The 14,628-nt window shown below is 60.9% G+C and carries 19 protein-coding genes; 9 read left to right on the plus strand and 10 right to left on the minus strand.

Features of this window, described 5'->3' with window-relative positions; translation table 11 throughout:
• Nucleotides 1-29: 29 nt before the first annotated feature.
• Nucleotides 30-947, minus strand: coding sequence for an NAD-dependent epimerase/dehydratase family protein (locus RBH20_RS04725; protein WP_306706048.1), 918 nt, complete (start codon nucleotides 945-947; stop codon nucleotides 30-32).
• Nucleotides 948-1,057: 110 nt separating this feature from the next.
• Here RBH20_RS04725 and RBH20_RS04730 point away from each other — a divergent pair, with 110 nt between their 5' ends.
• Both RBH20_RS04730 and RBH20_RS04735 read left to right on the plus strand, forming a co-directional pair.
• Complete coding sequence (locus RBH20_RS04730; protein ID WP_004515710.1) at nucleotides 1,058-1,591, plus strand: Rrf2 family transcriptional regulator; 534 nt, start codon at nucleotides 1,058-1,060, stop codon at nucleotides 1,589-1,591.
• Between the two features lie 145 nt (nucleotides 1,592-1,736).
• A complete protein-coding gene (locus RBH20_RS04735; RefSeq protein WP_306706051.1) occupies nucleotides 1,737-2,906 on the plus strand; it encodes an NAD(P)/FAD-dependent oxidoreductase in 1,170 nt (389 codons plus the stop codon).
• Nucleotides 2,907-3,139: 233 nt separating this feature from the next.
• Here RBH20_RS04735 and RBH20_RS04740 read toward each other — a convergent pair whose 3' ends face one another.
• The 6 genes from RBH20_RS04740 to RBH20_RS04765 form a co-directional block, all read right to left on the minus strand.
• Nucleotides 3,140-3,964, minus strand: coding sequence for a nucleoside phosphorylase (locus RBH20_RS04740; RefSeq protein ID WP_306706053.1), 825 nt, complete (start codon nucleotides 3,962-3,964; stop codon nucleotides 3,140-3,142).
• The gene (gene cdd / locus RBH20_RS04745; protein ID WP_004962275.1) at nucleotides 3,961-4,347 is read right to left on the minus strand and encodes a cytidine deaminase; all 387 of its coding nucleotides are present in this window, start codon (nucleotides 4,345-4,347) and stop codon (nucleotides 3,961-3,963) included. The genes RBH20_RS04740 and cdd overlap by 4 nt, the downstream gene beginning before the upstream one ends.
• Nucleotides 4,348-4,411: 64 nt before the next feature.
• The gene (locus RBH20_RS04750) at nucleotides 4,412-5,779 is read right to left on the minus strand and encodes a phosphopentomutase/phosphoglucosamine mutase (protein ID WP_306706058.1); all 1,368 of its coding nucleotides are present in this window, start codon (nucleotides 5,777-5,779) and stop codon (nucleotides 4,412-4,414) included.
• A 44-nt stretch (nucleotides 5,780-5,823) separates the two neighbouring features.
• Nucleotides 5,824-6,624, minus strand: coding sequence for an FkbM family methyltransferase (locus RBH20_RS04755; RefSeq protein ID WP_306706060.1), 801 nt, complete (start codon nucleotides 6,622-6,624; stop codon nucleotides 5,824-5,826).
• A gap of 191 nt (nucleotides 6,625-6,815) precedes the next feature.
• A complete protein-coding gene (psmB, locus tag RBH20_RS04760; RefSeq protein ID WP_306706062.1) occupies nucleotides 6,816-7,538 on the minus strand; it encodes an archaeal proteasome endopeptidase complex subunit beta in 723 nt (240 codons plus the stop codon).
• A gap of 95 nt (nucleotides 7,539-7,633) precedes the next feature.
• Entirely contained in the window at nucleotides 7,634-7,804 is a 171-nt protein-coding gene (locus RBH20_RS04765; RefSeq protein ID WP_306706064.1) for a hypothetical protein, read from the minus strand.
• 273 nt (nucleotides 7,805-8,077) lie between these two features.
• On the opposite strand from RBH20_RS04765, the gene RBH20_RS04770 reads away from it, so the two are divergent.
• From RBH20_RS04770 to RBH20_RS04780, 3 genes are all read left to right on the plus strand, one after another.
• Complete coding sequence (locus RBH20_RS04770) at nucleotides 8,078-8,449, plus strand: DUF555 domain-containing protein (protein WP_004515717.1); 372 nt, start codon at nucleotides 8,078-8,080, stop codon at nucleotides 8,447-8,449.
• 70 nt (nucleotides 8,450-8,519) lie between these two features.
• On the plus strand, nucleotides 8,520-9,062 hold the full coding sequence (locus tag RBH20_RS04775) for a CBS domain-containing protein (protein WP_306706070.1): 543 nt from the start codon (nucleotides 8,520-8,522) through the stop codon (nucleotides 9,060-9,062).
• A gap of 119 nt (nucleotides 9,063-9,181) precedes the next feature.
• Nucleotides 9,182-9,328 carry a hypothetical protein gene (locus RBH20_RS04780; RefSeq protein ID WP_306706072.1) on the plus strand — a complete coding sequence of 49 codons (147 nt, stop codon included), beginning with the start codon at nucleotides 9,182-9,184 and terminating at the stop codon, nucleotides 9,326-9,328.
• A gap of 27 nt (nucleotides 9,329-9,355) precedes the next feature.
• On the opposite strand, the gene purM is transcribed toward RBH20_RS04780, so the two are convergent.
• The 3 genes from purM to RBH20_RS04795 are packed head-to-tail and all read right to left on the minus strand — an operon-like array spanning nucleotide 9,356 to nucleotide 12,630.
• A complete protein-coding gene (gene purM / locus RBH20_RS04785; RefSeq protein ID WP_306706074.1) occupies nucleotides 9,356-10,366 on the minus strand; it encodes a phosphoribosylformylglycinamidine cyclo-ligase in 1,011 nt (336 codons plus the stop codon).
• A 60-nt stretch (nucleotides 10,367-10,426) separates the two neighbouring features.
• Nucleotides 10,427-11,101: a metalloprotease gene (locus tag RBH20_RS04790; RefSeq protein WP_306706076.1), complete on the minus strand. Its 675-nt coding sequence runs from the start codon at nucleotides 11,099-11,101 to the stop codon at nucleotides 10,427-10,429.
• Nucleotides 11,101-12,630, minus strand: coding sequence for a TraB/GumN family protein (locus RBH20_RS04795; RefSeq protein ID WP_306706077.1), 1,530 nt, complete (start codon nucleotides 12,628-12,630; stop codon nucleotides 11,101-11,103). The genes RBH20_RS04790 and RBH20_RS04795 overlap by 1 nt, the downstream gene beginning before the upstream one ends.
• A 247-nt stretch (nucleotides 12,631-12,877) precedes the next feature.
• Between RBH20_RS04795 and RBH20_RS04800 the strand changes: the two genes are divergently transcribed.
• The 4 genes from RBH20_RS04800 (at nucleotide 12,878) to RBH20_RS04815 (ending at nucleotide 14,523) form a co-directional block, all read left to right on the plus strand.
• A complete protein-coding gene (locus tag RBH20_RS04800; protein ID WP_004515723.1) occupies nucleotides 12,878-13,153 on the plus strand; it encodes a PadR family transcriptional regulator in 276 nt (91 codons plus the stop codon).
• A gap of 57 nt (nucleotides 13,154-13,210) precedes the next feature.
• A complete protein-coding gene (locus tag RBH20_RS04805) occupies nucleotides 13,211-13,654 on the plus strand; it encodes an acyl-CoA thioesterase (RefSeq protein ID WP_306706079.1) in 444 nt (147 codons plus the stop codon).
• A 105-nt stretch (nucleotides 13,655-13,759) separates the two neighbouring features.
• On the plus strand, nucleotides 13,760-14,215 hold the full coding sequence (locus RBH20_RS04810; RefSeq protein ID WP_306706081.1) for a hypothetical protein: 456 nt from the start codon (nucleotides 13,760-13,762) through the stop codon (nucleotides 14,213-14,215).
• Between the two features lie 128 nt (nucleotides 14,216-14,343).
• Nucleotides 14,344-14,523, plus strand: coding sequence for an HEWD family protein (locus RBH20_RS04815; protein WP_004593110.1), 180 nt, complete (start codon nucleotides 14,344-14,346; stop codon nucleotides 14,521-14,523).
• Nucleotides 14,524-14,628 lie beyond the last annotated feature (105 nt).

Genomic DNA, 14,628 nt, shown 5'->3' on the forward strand with positions numbered 1-14,628 from the left:
GCGTTGGGACGACGACCGTCACCGGTTCCCTACGTATACGGCGCACAGACCAGCTCGATGCCTTCTTCGAAGCTGGTCTCCGGTTCCCAGCCCGTCGCCTCGTGCATCTTCGAGAAATCGGCACAGGTGTCGTGGACGTACACGTCCTCGGGAATCGGATTCTCCACGTACTCCGGCTCGATGTCCGTTTCAAGTTCGTCGTTCAGCATCTCGACGACGGTGTTGAAGTCGTAGGCCTCGCCGGTACCGAGGTTGTACACGTCGTTCAGTTCGTGTTCGGCGGCCAGGACAAGTCCGCGGACGATGTCGTCGACGTGGGTGAAATCGCGAGTCTGTTCGCCGTCACCGTACAGTTTCGGTGCGTTGCCGCTGGCCAAGTCGTCGGCGAACTGTGCGATAACGTTCGCGTACTCGCCCTTGTGTTCCTCCGCGCCACCGTAGCCCTGATACACCGAGAAGAAGCGCATCCCGGCCAGCGTGAGGTCGTAGTGGTTCTGGAAGTACTCGGCGTACGTCTCCCGGGCCATCTTCGAGGCCTCGTAGCCGGTGTTGACCGTCACGTCCATGTCTTCTGGCGAGGGCTCGGTCCGACTGCCGTAGATGGAGGACGTCGAGGCGTAGACGATGGTATCACAGCCGTCGTCCCGGGCCTGCTCGACGGTGTTGACGAACCCCTCGACGTTCACGCGAGCGCCGTGGGTCGGGTTGTCCTCGTGCATCGCATAGGAGGAGAGCGCTGCGAGGTGGAACACGACGTCTACGTCGGTCGGCAGGTCGTCGTCGAGGACGCTCTGTTCGACATACTCTACGTCTTCTGATACGTTTTCCGGCGTGCCGAGGTAGCCGTCATCTAGGGCGACGACATCGTTGTTCTCGGCCAGTTTGTTCGCGAGGTTTGCCCCGATGAACCCCCCACCGCCAGTTACCAGAACGCGCTGATTTTCCATATCTGTGTCAGGTCAGCGCCGGAATAAAGTACTAACGTTTTCCGCGATTCTAAGACGGTTCCAGAGGGTTTACCGTCGCATTTAAGGACGGCTGTACCGAACAGGGCATTATGTCATCTATCGAACTGACACCCAGTCAAAAGAACATTCTGCAGGAACTGGTAAATCTCTATCGGGAAAGTGAAAGCGCTGTGAAAGGCGAGGACATTGCCGAGAAAGTCGACCGGAACCCCGGCACGATTCGAAACCAGATGCAGAGCCTCAAAGCCCTGCAGCTCGTCGAGGGCGTCCCCGGGCCCAAAGGTGGGTACAAGCCCACCGCCAACGCCTACGATGCGCTCCAGATTCAGGACATGGACCAAGCCGCGGAGGTCCCGCTACGCCACAACGGCGAACTTGTCGAACACTCGAACGTCGAGGAGATCGACCTGACCAGCGTCCACCACCCCGAGGAGTGCCGCGCAGAGATTCAGCTCCAGGGCACGATGTCCGAATTCCACGAAGGTGACTCGGTGACAGTTGGGCCGACACCGCTGTCGAAGCTCCAGATTATCGGGACTCTTGAGGGCAAGGACGACACCAACAACAAACTCATCCTCGCTATCGACGATATGCGGGCACCGGCGGGCGAGCCGGAGCACTAATACGCCTCACTGGTCTTTTGAATTGTTTTTCTGCGGTCATCGGGGCCGCATCGTACCGCCCTGACGATGAGTATTGCTTAGGAATTGTTCCCCCGCTGAGAGGGATTTCAAAGGGTTTGTATCAGTCGGTTGCGGAGTCTCCGATATGACGGAGAACGTGGTCGTGCTCGGTTCGGGGTATGCCGGCGCAGGGGCAATAAAGAGTTTCGAGGACGAGCTAGACGGTCAGACGGACGTTGATGTCACCTGGATTTCTGAGACAGACTATCATCTGGTCCTACACGAGTCCCATCGTTGCATCCGGGACCCGAGCGTGCAGGAGAATATCGCCATCCCCGTCCACGAAATCAAACAGCCCTCGACCGCATTCATTCAGGACGAGGTCGTTGGTATCGACACCGACGCCCAGGAAGTAGACCTCGCCGATTCCGACACCGTCGAGTACGACTACCTCCTCGTGGGGCTGGGTTCCCAGACGGCCTTCTTCGGTATCGAAGGGCTCGAAGAGTATGCCCTGACGCTCAAGAGTCTCGACGACGCCCTCGACATCCACGACAAGATCCAACAAGCCGCCCGCGAAGCGTCCACGAACGACCCAGCGCAGGTCGTCATCGGCGGTGCTGGCCTCTCCGGCATCCAGACCGCCGGCGAGGTTGCCGAATTCCGTGACGAACACAACGCGCCCATCGACATCCACCTTGTCGAAGGTCTCGACCAAGTCTTGCCAAACAGCGACCCTGAACTCCAGGGTGCCCTGCGCAAGCGTCTGGAAGCCGCTGACGTGAACATCAAGTGCGGGGAGTTCATCGGCGAAGTCGACGAGGAGACGGTCTATATCGGCGACGAGGACGAACTGGACTACGACGTGCTGGTCTGGACGGGCGGCATCACCGGGCGCGATTGCATGCAAGAGGTCGATCTAGACAAGGACGAGCGCAACCACCGCGTCCACGCGGAAGGGAACTTCCAGACCGAGGACGAACACGTCTTCGCGATCGGCGACTCGGCACTGATCGACCAGCCGGGCGACCAGCCCGCTCCGCCGACCGCCCAGGCCGCTTGGCAAGCCGCGGAAGTCGCGGGCGAGAACCTTGCACGCGCCGTGCGAGAGCAGCCACTGAAGACCTGGACCCACAAGGACAAGGGTACGGTCGTTTCGGTCGGCGAGAAGGCTGTCGCCCACGACGTGGTGAATGTGCCTATCGAAACCTTCGGCGGGATGCCCGCGAAACTGCTGAAGAAAGCTATTGCCGCCCGCTGGATCAACGACATGACCGGTGTCGGCCGGGCCGCCAAGGCCTGGCCCGATATGTAGTACCTTTTTACTTCATCCCCTCTCCTCGCGCCTCCGGCGCTGCGGGGAGCGGGTTCGCAAAAATCTACGCTAAAAACGACCTTCTCGCTCCCGCTGGTCGCGAGAAGTGAAACCGCTCGCCAACGGCGCGCGGTATGCTGTCTCCTACTGCGCCGCGACTGCACAGCATCCGCTGCCGCACTACTTCTACTACTGCAGCAGCGGCCGCTCGCGGCTATCGGGTGTCGAGAAGCCTAGCGGTCGACAGACAGACCGGCGTGCCAGCCGTCGGCATCGGCTTCCTCGACAGCGGTGTCCATCTCCGCCAGATACGACACAGCAAGGCTGGCACACTTGGCTGCTTTGCGCTCTCCTTCGGTGCGGAACTCGCCGGTAACGCGGTTAGCGTACACCGTGCAGACAGCACCAGCCCGCAGGCCGTACAGGTTCGCGAGCGTGAGAATCGTTGCCGCCTCCATCTCGAAGTTGAGGACGCCGGCTTCCTGGAGCGCCGCGATGCGTTCGTCGCTGCCGCTGGCTTCGAAGTCCTTGAACCCGGGGCGTGACTGCCCGGCGTAGAAACTGTCCGTCGAGCAGGTGACGCCGAGGTGGTAGTCGTAGCCGAGTTCCTCGGCGGCGGCGACGAGCGCCGAAACAATCCGGTGGTCGGCGCTGGCGGGGTAATCCTCGCGGACGTACTCCTTGCTGGTCCCTTCCTGTCGCACCGCGCCAGTCGTGATGACGAGGTCGCCGATGCTGGCTTCCTCCTGGATAGCCCCACAGGAGCCGACCCGGATAAAGGAGTCAGCGCCGACGCGGGCCAGTTCTTCAAGCGCGATAGCGGCTGATGGGCCACCAATACCCGTCGAGGTCACGGAGATGGGTGTCCCGTCGTGGGTGCCCGTCGCCGTGCGGTACTCACGGTGTTCGGCGACGATGTCGTGGTCGTCCCAGTAGTCGACGACCTTTTCGACCCGCTCGGGGTTCCCCGGCAGCAGGACGCTGTCGGCCACGTCGTCATCGCTTACTTCCAGATGGTACTGTACGTCATCGTTCGGGTCTTCACTGTCGCTTGTCATTTGTCGAGGTGGTCGCTGGTGATTGTCGTCGGCAGGAGCTCCCCGAGTTCGTACACCGTCGGCTCGTCGCCGTCGGTGATGATCTCGAACGACTCGTCACAGAACTCGCTGAACGTCTGGCGGCACATCCCACAGGGGGTGACGCCGTCACGCTTGCCAGAGGTGACAGCGACGCGCTCGAACGACCGGTGCCCGTCGCTAACAGCCGCACCGATGGCCACTTCCTCGGCGTGCAAGCTGTTGCTGTAGTTGGCGTTTTCGATGTTACAACCGGTGTAGACGCTGCCATCACTCGTTTCGAGCGCCGCGCCGACCGTGTACTCCGAGTACGGCGCGTACGCCTCGTCAATGGCGTCTCTCGCTGCGTCGAGGAGGTCCTCCATGCACTGGGCGTCGAAGGGCCGTGTAGAAATTCTATCGGTCTCGGTAGCAGTCGGTGCTCAGGCGTCAGGCGTCGGCGGCACTGACAGCCGTGACGGCGTCACGGACTGCCTGTGTGGTGTCCGCAACCAGCGCGTCGATATCGTCACTCTCTGCGTAAACCCGGACGTACGGCTCGGTGCCGCTCGGCCGGACGAGCGTCCACGACCCGTCATCGAAAGAGAGCCGGACGCCGTACTCGGTCGAGACATCGGCTTCGGGGAACGCATCCGGCAGGTCGGATTCCAGTCGCTCCATCGTCTCGGCTTTGGCGTCGTCGGGGCACTCCACACTTACCTTCTCATAGGGCCGCTCGGAGATGACGGCCCGCCTGTCACCCACACTCTCCTTGGCGAACAGGCGCGTCAGCACGGCCGCACTGGCAACGCCGTCGATCCAGCCACCGAAGGCGGTGTGGATGTGTTTCCATGGTTCTGCGGCGAAGACGACCTCGGTTTCGTCGGTCGCGTCCGCGCGAACGTCGGCGATACCGACGTGGAGCGAGCCGAGGTGGATGCGTTCGACGCGGCCGCCAGCGGCTTCGACCCGTTCGTCGATGCGGCCGGAGGCGTTGGGCGTCGTCACGACGACGGGGTCCGAAACGTCCGTGGCACGCGTGTAGTGTTCGGCCAGCATCGCGAGTATCGTGTCCTCGTGGATGACATCACCGTCGGCGTCGACGACGACGATACGGTCGGCGTCGCCGTCGTGGCCGAACCCGAAGTCGGCGTCGGACTCGGCGACGAACTCGCGGAAATCGGCCAGTGTCTCCGGCGTCGGCTTGCTCTCGCGGCCGGGGAAGGTCCCGTCGACGTTCGCCTCCGTCGCGAGTACGTCGGCACCCAGTTCCCGGAGGACCTGTGGCGTCGCCACGCTGGCCATCCCGTTCCCGCAGTCGACTGCCACCGTGAGCCCTGCTGGGTCGCCACCAAGCGACTCGGCGTAGTCGGCGACAGCGCCTCGATACTCGTCGAGGTAATCGACCGATTCTGTGTCGCCCCAGTCGCGCCAGGCCGTCGGTGTCGAGCCGTCCTCAATTCGCCCTTCGATGCGCGTCTCGTCGTCGTCGCCGTACTCGGTGCCATCGGCGAATACCTTGATGCCATTGTCCGTCGGCGGGTTGTGGCTCGCGGTAATCATCACACCGCGTCGACCTTGCGAAGCGTACGCCAGCGTCGGCGTCGGCACGCGGCCGATTCTGACGACTCGCGCGCCGGCGCTTTGCAGTCCCGCGGCCATCGCGTCAGCGAGGGCTGGCGAGGTCACGCGACCGTCGTACCCTAGCACGAACGTCTCGCCGTCTCGGCCAGTCGCCTGTCCAACGCGCAGCGCGAGGTCCGGCGTCACCTTCGATACGACATCACCGCGGATCCCCGCGGTCCCGAACAGTTCCATACCGGCGATGCGGAAGCCGACCGTATAATTCTCTCGTTCGGCCCTCACTTCTTCCCGATAAGGAATGTGTCGCCCTTGCCGTCACGGATGACCCGTTCGGTCACAGCAAAGCCATGTCCCTCCAGTTGACTCCGGATGCCAGCAACGGAGTGGCCGTTGGTCTCGAGTCGGTTTCCGTGGACTTCACAGTACACGAGCCGACATGAGGGCTGGTCGAGCGTCGACGACAGACCATTGAGAACAGCGCCCTCCGTCCCTTCGACATCGATTTTGATCGCAGTCGGTGTCGGGAGGTGGTTGTCAGCGATGAACTCGTCGCCGTGTCGCTTGCTAATTGTGATTGTCTCGTGCTCTGTCGCTGTCGTCACCAGCGAATGCCCGGCTGAACCAATCTTTTCGAGCGTAATCGAGAGTTCGGCTTCACCGTCCTCATCGACCATCGCGTGTTCGAATAGCGAAATATCGGCGCGGTTGTGTTGCATATTCTGTCGCAACCGCTCGGCGTTGTCGGGGTGTGGTTCGAATGCGATGACCGGATTGTCGGTCACCTCCGATGCCAGACAGGCATACAGACCGATATTAGCCCCGATATCGTAGAACACGTCGTCGGGCCGGAGTTCCCCCAGCAGATCAGCGAGTACCGGCCGTTCGTCTATCTTCCAGAGGTCAGTAAACTCATTGTAGGTTGGTATCAGGAACTCTGTGCTGACATCACCGACTGTGACCGCGTATGTATCGCCAGCAAGGCGGTACGAGACTTCACGATACTGATTGTAACACCGGTTGAGTAGCGGTTTGAAGCCGGTCTGGGATGCAAGCTGAACGACGACGTCTGAAGATATCATTTAGAAAAGTTATTCAGACCAACTATCTATACTTGTCGTTTCATGGTCACATTACACCGTTGCGTATATCTACAGCTTAGACAGAGTGCCCCAGTCGTCGTCTCGTAGTCTCTCACTGCGGTAAAACAAAGCCGACCTCGGCACGAAAAACGTCTGGGCCGAGACCCGACCGTAACGATTGTTTCGTGTGGCTACAGCAGTTCGTCGAAGTCGTAGCCGTTGATGTCGACGCCGTCAGCGGTGACATCAGCGAGGTAGATGCCGTTGCCGGAGCCGGTGTCACGCTCGGCAGCAGCCTTGATGGAGGCAGCAGCGACTTCTTTGGCCTCGTCGTTGGTCATGTCTTCCTCGTAGCGGTCTTCGAGGGTCCCGTATGCGACGGTGAGCCCGGAACCGGTGACAGTGTAGTCGTCTTTCATGACGCCGCCAGCCGGGTCGATGGAGTAGACGTGGTGGCCATCGTCGTCAACGCCGCCGAGGATGGGGTTGATCGCGAAGAATGGACCACCGCGGGCGAAGTTGCCAGCCAGCGTCGAGAGGGCCTTCATGCTGATATCTCCACCGCGCCGTGCTTCATAGAGGTTGACCTCCGCACGAAGCGTCCGGATGAAGGACTGTGCGCCGCCGACGCTCCCGACCAGAGTGAGCGCCGCCGTGGGGTGAATCTGCTCGACCTTCTGGACATTCTTGTTCGAAACGAAGCGACCGCCAAGTGAGGCGCGCATATCCGTCGCGATGACGACGCCATCAGACGTACTAATGCCGATGGTGGTCGTCCCGGTCTTGTTCACCTTCTCCGAATCCTGTGCGGACTGTTCGAGGAGCTCGCCGACTTCGGGCGCGTACGGGTCACTCTGGAACTCGTCGGTAGCCTGGGGTCCAGAAAGATCCGGCCCCGGAGTCATATCTCGCATTACTGTGAGGTACTAGTCGGGTGCTGATAAAACCTCTTTTCCTGATGGACTTGGCCGCAACCACTGCGGGCAGGTCTTCAGTCAGCTGCTTCGTCTTACGCGCTCGCCTGGTCGTATGCCTCATTGAGTCCCGACACGGCCCGGTCCATCGGCAGTCGGAGTCCGAACTGCTCCGTGAACATCGCCACCGGCAGCAGCATGATGCCCAGCAGCAGGGTGAGTTGGTACAGTGCGAACAGCGTTGCGGTGTACAGTCGAGCTACCATCTTCCTCGGTCCATCCAGAGTGGGTCTGGTATATAAGTCTTGTCGCCACATTTCAGTTCCAGATCATTGATCGTGATTGGCTAATCGGCCGCTGTCTTGCGGTTTATCGAGATGCCTGAAAGACAGGACTGGTGCCCGACCGATCTCCTGATCAGATATAATTGGGGTATGGGTCAGATGGCTGGTTTGCATAAGTTATAGAGATAGTAATGATGACGTGCGCAACAGCGGCGAATCAAAACTATCGAATAGTCGGACCACGAGAGCTAGTGTATGAACTACCTCGTGGCGATGGAAGCAGCCTGGCTGGTTCGTGACGTAGACGACATTGACGACGCTATCGGTGTAGCAGTGAGTGAAGCGGGGAAGCGGCTCAACGAGGCCGAGATGGACTACGTTGAGGTCGAAGTCGGCGCGACCGGCTGCCCGGCCTGTGGCGAACCGTTCGACTCGGCGTTCATTGCGGCCGACACGGCACTCGTCGGACTGGTACTCGAGATGGATGTTTTCAACGCCGAATCCCCCGAACACGCTCAGCGGATTGCCAAGAGCGAAATCGGCGGCGCACTCCGGGATGTCCCGCTGAAAGTCGTTGAGGTGTTCGAGACCGAAGCCGACGAGGACGAAGCCGAAGCCGAAGCATAATACCGTTCCACGTGAGTCGCCCGCCGCAGTAGCCGTGGGCTTTTTATATTACCTCTGGTAATTAGCGGATATGGACTTACCGACGCCACAGGATCTGCGGGAGCGCCGCAACGAACTTGGGCTAACTCAGAGCGAACTGGCGGAACGGGCTGACGTCTCTCAACCCCTTATCGCTCGTATCGAAGGTGGCGATGTGGACCCGCGGCTGTCGACGCTTCGGCGGATCGTGACCGCCCTCGAAGAGGCCGAAGGCGGCATCATCAAGGCCCGCGATCTGATGAACTCTCCCGTTGTTGGCGTCGCACCCGACGACTCCGTCCACCAGACCAAAGACCTGATGGACGAGAGAGGGTACTCGCAGGTTCCCGTCATTCGGGATGGGGCACCGCAGGGACTCATCGGTAACTCCGACATCCGCCAGCGACCCGAAGAGAACGTCGGCGACCTCCCAGTGGCTGAAGTGATGAACGAATCTATCGCAACAGTTGAGCCCGACGCACCCATTGACGAAGTCGACGCTTACCTGAACCACAATGCCGCTGTGATGGTCGTTGAAGATGGGGAAACTATCGGTGTCATAACCGAAGCGGATATCGCGCGTACGGTCAGCTAACTCCAATTCTCACAAACGCAAATCAGGATAGTTGCCCCGTACTCCCCGTAGGAGGGACTTAATACCGAAAACAGTGTCAGGGCTATATATCTATTCTCACCAATGAGAGATATACACACATGGCCAATCCCAGCGACCCGCTGTATGCCGAACTCGAAAAGGCCCTCGAGAACGCCGAAAGCGAGGCTGCCAGATACCACATCCGACAGGCGCTCCAGATTCGGATTGCGGAGGAGACTGCCGGCAAAGACATCTTGTCCGCCTGATCGGCTTCTGTCAGCGCCACGGATCGCTTACTCGGTGAGTTCGAGGTCGCGAATCGCAACCGTCTCATCCCCGTCAGCCACTTCGCCGATCACGCGAGCGTCCTCGCTGTCGGCGACAATCTCCGCAGCATCGGCCTTGGGGACCGCAGCGACGAACCCAGTCCCCATGTTGAACGTCCGGTGCATCTCCTCGTCAGAGACTTCACCTTCCGCCTGGACGAACTCGAAGACGGGCTGGGCCTCGAAGGGGTCGGTAATCTCGTACCGGTAGCTCCCCATCCGGGTGAGGTTTGTCCAGCCGCCGCCGGTGACGTGTGCGGCCGCATGGGTCTCGCTGGCTCGAAGGGGCGCAAGCACCTCGCTGTAGATCCGCGTCGGCGTCAACAGTGCCTCGGCGATGGTCTTGTCAGGGTTCGGCGGGAACGAGTCGGTGTAGTTGTGGTCCTGCGTGACTGCCTCGCGAGCGAGCGTGAGGCCGTTGGAGTGAATCCCGGAGGACGGCCAGCCGACGATAGCGTCACCGGGCTCGGCCTCGCCGGGGAAAACATCGTCTTTCGGTGCCAGTCCGGCACAGGTCCCGGCGATGTCCAGTCCCTTGATCACGTCAGGCATCACAGCGGTTTCGCCACCCACAAGCGCCACGTCGGCCCGCTTGGCTCCTGTCCGGAGCCCCGTGCCGATATCCTCGCTCGTCTCCTCGTCGGGCGTTTCGACCGCGAGGTAATCGACAAAAGCGACCGGCTTGACACCGGTCGCGATGAGATCGTTGGCGTTCATCGCAATGCAATCGATGCCGATTGTCGAGTAGTCGTTGACGGCCTCGGCGACAAGGAGCTTTGTGCCGACGCCATCCGTTGCGAGTGCGAGGTACTGGTCGCCGATGTCTACCAGTCCCGCGTAGTCGCCCTCGAACTCGCCGGCTGCACCGATGAGCGCCTTCGTGGCCGCCTCGCTGGCGTCGATGTCCACACCAGTTTCCGCGTAGGTCAGTCCCTCCTCGCTGTCGGCGTCGTCAGCCTCGGACTCACTGTCGGTCATACCCGAGAGCGTGCGTGGCGCAGGCAAAAGAGCGTCGTTCCGGCGGAGCGCTCCGGCCGCTCAGAGGACGAACAGCGCGCCGACCCCGAGCAGAATCGACGGCACTGCGACGGCGAGAAACACCGGCGTGCTCCATTCCCGAACCGTTCGACCGTCGAGCGGGCCGAAAGGAAGCATGTTGAAGCCAGCGAGCAGGAGATTGATCTGCAGACCCATCCGGGCGACTTCCCAGAGGAAGCCACCCGTGCTCAACAGTAGTGCCGCGACGAACGGAACGAGGAACACGACAGCGAGCGCGAGGTTCGTCACCGGTCCGGCGACGGCGATGAGGCCATGTTGCTTCGCTGTGAGTCGACCACGGTGGACGACCGCCCCCGGCGCGGCGAACAGGAAGCCAGCGAGGCCGCCCAGAACTGCAAACCCGAGCATCCGGTAATCGGCCTTGAACGCAGCGATCTGTCCGAAGCGGACGGCGACAACCTTGTGAGCCAGTTCGTGTAACAGGAAGCCGACGCCGACGGTCAGCAGACTGATCGCGAACGTGCTGGCGATTTCGGCACCCGAGAGGCCGCCGAACTGGCCGAAGACGATGCGGCGGAACTGTCGTTCAAGGAAGAATGTAAACGCCAGTCCGAGTGCAAGCCAGGCGACGAGGAGGTCCCGGAGTTCGCGCTGGCTGAAGCTGAGGCCACCGATAGTTCGCTCCGTGGTGGGTCGCCGTCGTCGACCCGCCATTAGAGCACCCCCACAAGTATCTGGGTCCCTTCGCGGACACCTTGCCAGAGCAGGTTCGAGACACCCTGCATCCCGCCGATGTCCGAGGAGATATACGGAATCAGAACCGGGAACACGACGTAGGAGGCGATTGCGCTGCCGACGTTCGTCAGCGCGACGACGAGAATCAGGCGGAACAGCGGTACTGCACGCATCCGGCTGACGAGGTCCATAACCGGTGATTCCTGGTCATTGAGTATCTCATTGAGCGTCGCAATGTCGCTGATATTGACGGAGATGTACCGCAGTTCGACGTAGCCCGCGAACCAGCCGGCGGCTAGCAGCGGAAACAGGCTCGTCAGCCAGCCGAACGCGCCGGCAGCAGCCGCGCTCGACCAGTGTGCGCCGGCCACCTTCGCCAGCCCGCCGGCCAGTACCGCGTTAACGGCGACTAGCGCGACGAACAGCTGCAGTAGGACAGCCTGACTTGCCCCGCCGAGGATGAGCAGACCGAAGAAGACGAGAAAGACGACGCCGAAGCCGTAGCCGACGAGTTTGTACAGCGAAACGCGACGCCCGCCCTCGGTTCCGGTGAGCGACTCCATCGGTGGGAGCGTCTCCGGGTTGTCGAGATAGTTTTGAATGCCTTCACGGTGGCCCGCACCGACGACGGCAAGGACGTGATAGCCGGCCTCACGGAGGGCGATAAGTCGGTGGGCAATGAATGCATCGCGTTCGTCGATAAGCGCCTCTGCGCCTCCGGGGGAGAACTGACGGAACTCCTCCATCATCGCACTGACCACGTCAGTGTCGGTCAGCTTCTCCATGTCGAACTCCTCGACATCGGCCTCACCGCGGAACCGAACCAACAGTGAGGCGATGGGAATCCCGATACCGGCCGCGACAGTACAGATGAGCAACAGAGTATCGAGCAAGCCCTCGACGGTCCCACCGAGACCCCCTGGCAAAACTGAAAGACCCCCACTCGGGACAATAAACGGGCCGCCGAAGGCCCCGGCGACGACCGCAAACAGCCCGCCGAAGACAGCGCCGATGGTCAGCCCGACGGTCAACGGCGGCCCCATCTCGGCTGCGAGACTGCCGACGAGCTTGAGTTTCTCGACGGCCGTCAGCCGCGCCCAGAACCGCTGGACAGTCGTCTGGATATCTCGGTCGACGAGTGCGACGCCGAGGCCGAGCCGTTCGGCGGTGTCGATTCCCGCTTTCATGTCCGCACCCGGCTCGATATCGAACCGATCGCCAAGCCGGGTCTGAATGTACGACAGCATCCAGTACGCGAGGAACTGAAAGACGGTGTTCCCGCGCAGGAGGTCGCTCGCATCGAGATCATCAGGAGTTTCCCCCTTGATCTGGCGATACCGGCCCTCGTCGAGTTCGACAGCGACGATATCGGGTTCGGACTCCTCAATCGCTGATTCCACTTCTTTGACGCTGTGCTCGGAAACGTGAGCGGTTCCGACGACATCGACGCGTCCCGCCCCTGACGGTTCCGGGAACTCGTCTGCCGCCGACTCCGCGTGTTCGGTCATCACCCGCGTTACACATTCGTTTCCTTTACCCTTGTCGGGTCCGGATGACCGCCGAGAAACGGCGACCAAAATCATGTCCGTGACGTTGTATGTTCTCTGTACGTGCCGAAGCTATTACCAACTCTTGTATTAATACAGCCACAGACATCGTGGTAACTACTGGACGGAGGCAGTATTTGTAAATACGTAATAGATTTGCTGATTCAAAAGACTGATATGTACGGGGTCGAACTGTATCCGATATACGATGTATGACCTGACTGGATTTCAGCGGGACCTGCTGTACGTCATCGCAGGCCTTGATGAGCCCCACGGGTTAGCGATCAAGGAAGAGCTCGAAAACTACTACGAGAGCGAGGTCAACCACGGCCGCCTGTATCCGAACCTCGACACGCTCGTTGAGAAGGCACTCATCGAGAAGGGCGAACGCGATCGCCGAACGAACTTTTACACGCTGACCAAGCGTGGCCAGCGCGAACTTGACGCCCGGAAGGAGTGGGAAGCACAATACGTTTCGGCATAGTCACGTTTTTCAACTCCGTTCGACAGACTCAACCCCGGTGCTGGCCAACCTCGCGCCATGCCAACGGTACTAGAAACCTATATCGAGAACCGCTGGATGGTCCAGCCCAACCATTCGAACCACCTCGGTTCGACCCACGGAGGGAACGTACTGAAGTGGATGGACGAACTCGGGGCGATGTCGGCGATGCGTTTTGCCGGCGAAACCTGCGTTACCGCACGGATGGACCAAGTAAACTTCAAACGGCCCATCCCTGTCGGAGATACGGCCCTCATTGAGGCGTTCGTCTACGACACTGGCGAAACGAGTGTCAAAGTTCGACTCCAGGTTGCCCGAGAGAACCTCAGAACCGGCGAGACAGAGTCGACAGCGGAGTCGTACTCGGTGTACGTCGCAGTCGACGAGGACAGGAACCCGGTTCCTGTCCCCGACGTGATGACCGAGACTGACCGCGGTGAACAACTGCGACAGCGCGCCCTCGACGGGGAAGCGAACCGCTGATCTGCTGTAGTCACGTGAAAGGTATTGCACCATGGAGTGGGAATACCGTCGGGAAGGAGCAGCCAACAGTATGAGCTTTATTCGGCTCCGCCGCATACCACGATTATGACACTCGATGTCGAGACGCCGGAGCGCCCGGAGCTGTCCACCGGCGTCGCTGCCGACGAGTACGATGACGCGGAGGTACAGGGCGACGAATACCGACGTGAGGAGCTTGCCGAAGCCCTCGATGACGGCGCGTGGGCGGACGCTTTCGAGGAGTGGACCGCTGACGCGTCGCTTGATACCGACCAGTGGGCAATCGTCACGGATCTGGGACTCATCGACGAGTTCGATTTCTTCTGGGACTCCTTTGCGGGCCGCGTCGGCTACCACGCCCCGGGCTTGCCCGAGGACTGGCGCGAGCGGGAAATTCATCCGGACATCGACTCCTGGGGCACTGTTTCAGGTATCAACGCCGGACTGACCGAATTCGGCCAAGTCGTCTGCGAGGTACTGGCCGACGAGTACCTCGATTGGGAAGCGGAGGAGGTCGACGCGGACGACCTCCCGGACTTTTAAGCACTGCAGCGGTTGCACTACCTGGCGTCAGCGTCGGTGCAGCACTCTCACATCGTCGGCTGTGAATCGTTCCGATGGACCAGTCAGGGACCGGCAGCCTGATAATCACCCACGCGCTTGCACCAGATATGGCTGAAATCGTCACCCCACGCAAACGCGAGTGTGAGCGGTGTGGGCGGGTCGACGAGTGGGACCCGGACCAACACAGTTGGCGTATCGTCACCGACGACGGGACCAAACAATCCGGCGACCCACACTGTCTCCACGAGTGGGACATCAACGGCACGTTCAATCCGCTGGCCGAGTGAGTTCGCCGCTCCGCTGCTATCGACCTTTTGACTGGTAGGTGTCGCCGCTAGAACGTACTCCGCTGATGGAATCTACAAAGAGTCTCGGGCAGATCAAACATCGGT

The sequence above is a fragment of the Haloarcula sp. H-GB4 genome, from assembly GCF_030848575.1.
Lineage (GTDB): Archaea > Halobacteriota > Halobacteria > Halobacteriales > Haloarculaceae > Haloarcula.

What these genes read in the sequence shown, in the direction of transcription:
- RBH20_RS04735 (WP_306706051.1), top strand. Translation starts at nt 1,737, where the DNA reads ATGACGGAGAACGTGGTCGTGCTCGGTTCGGGGTATGCCGGCGCAGGG.
- RBH20_RS04795 (WP_306706077.1), bottom strand. Translation starts at nt 12,630, where the DNA reads ATGACCGAACACGCGGAGTCGGCGGCAGACGAGTTCCCGGAACCGTCA.
- RBH20_RS04805 (WP_306706079.1), top strand. Translation starts at nt 13,211, where the DNA reads ATGCCAACGGTACTAGAAACCTATATCGAGAACCGCTGGATGGTCCAG.
- purM (WP_306706074.1), bottom strand. Translation starts at nt 10,366, where the DNA reads ATGACCGACAGTGAGTCCGAGGCTGACGACGCCGACAGCGAGGAGGGA.
- cdd (WP_004962275.1), bottom strand. Translation starts at nt 4,347, where the DNA reads ATGGAGGACCTCCTCGACGCAGCGAGAGACGCCATTGACGAGGCGTAC.
- RBH20_RS04750 (WP_306706058.1), bottom strand. Translation starts at nt 5,779, where the DNA reads ATGGAACTGTTCGGGACCGCGGGGATCCGCGGTGATGTCGTATCGAAG.
- RBH20_RS04800 (WP_004515723.1), top strand. Translation starts at nt 12,878, where the DNA reads ATGTATGACCTGACTGGATTTCAGCGGGACCTGCTGTACGTCATCGCA.
- RBH20_RS04790 (WP_306706076.1), bottom strand. Translation starts at nt 11,101, where the DNA reads ATGGCGGGTCGACGACGGCGACCCACCACGGAGCGAACTATCGGTGGC.
- RBH20_RS04810 (WP_306706081.1), top strand. Translation starts at nt 13,760, where the DNA reads ATGACACTCGATGTCGAGACGCCGGAGCGCCCGGAGCTGTCCACCGGC.
- psmB (WP_306706062.1), bottom strand. Translation starts at nt 7,538, where the DNA reads ATGCGAGATATGACTCCGGGGCCGGATCTTTCTGGACCCCAGGCTACC.
- RBH20_RS04780 (WP_306706072.1), top strand. Translation starts at nt 9,182, where the DNA reads ATGGCCAATCCCAGCGACCCGCTGTATGCCGAACTCGAAAAGGCCCTC.
- RBH20_RS04815 (WP_004593110.1), top strand. Translation starts at nt 14,344, where the DNA reads ATGGCTGAAATCGTCACCCCACGCAAACGCGAGTGTGAGCGGTGTGGG.
- RBH20_RS04770 (WP_004515717.1), top strand. Translation starts at nt 8,078, where the DNA reads ATGAACTACCTCGTGGCGATGGAAGCAGCCTGGCTGGTTCGTGACGTA.
- RBH20_RS04755 (WP_306706060.1), bottom strand. Translation starts at nt 6,624, where the DNA reads ATGATATCTTCAGACGTCGTCGTTCAGCTTGCATCCCAGACCGGCTTC.
- RBH20_RS04725 (WP_306706048.1), bottom strand. Translation starts at nt 947, where the DNA reads ATGGAAAATCAGCGCGTTCTGGTAACTGGCGGTGGGGGGTTCATCGGG.
- RBH20_RS04740 (WP_306706053.1), bottom strand. Translation starts at nt 3,964, where the DNA reads ATGACAAGCGACAGTGAAGACCCGAACGATGACGTACAGTACCATCTG.
- RBH20_RS04765 (WP_306706064.1), bottom strand. Translation starts at nt 7,804, where the DNA reads ATGGTAGCTCGACTGTACACCGCAACGCTGTTCGCACTGTACCAACTC.
- RBH20_RS04730 (WP_004515710.1), top strand. Translation starts at nt 1,058, where the DNA reads ATGTCATCTATCGAACTGACACCCAGTCAAAAGAACATTCTGCAGGAA.
- RBH20_RS04775 (WP_306706070.1), top strand. Translation starts at nt 8,520, where the DNA reads ATGGACTTACCGACGCCACAGGATCTGCGGGAGCGCCGCAACGAACTT.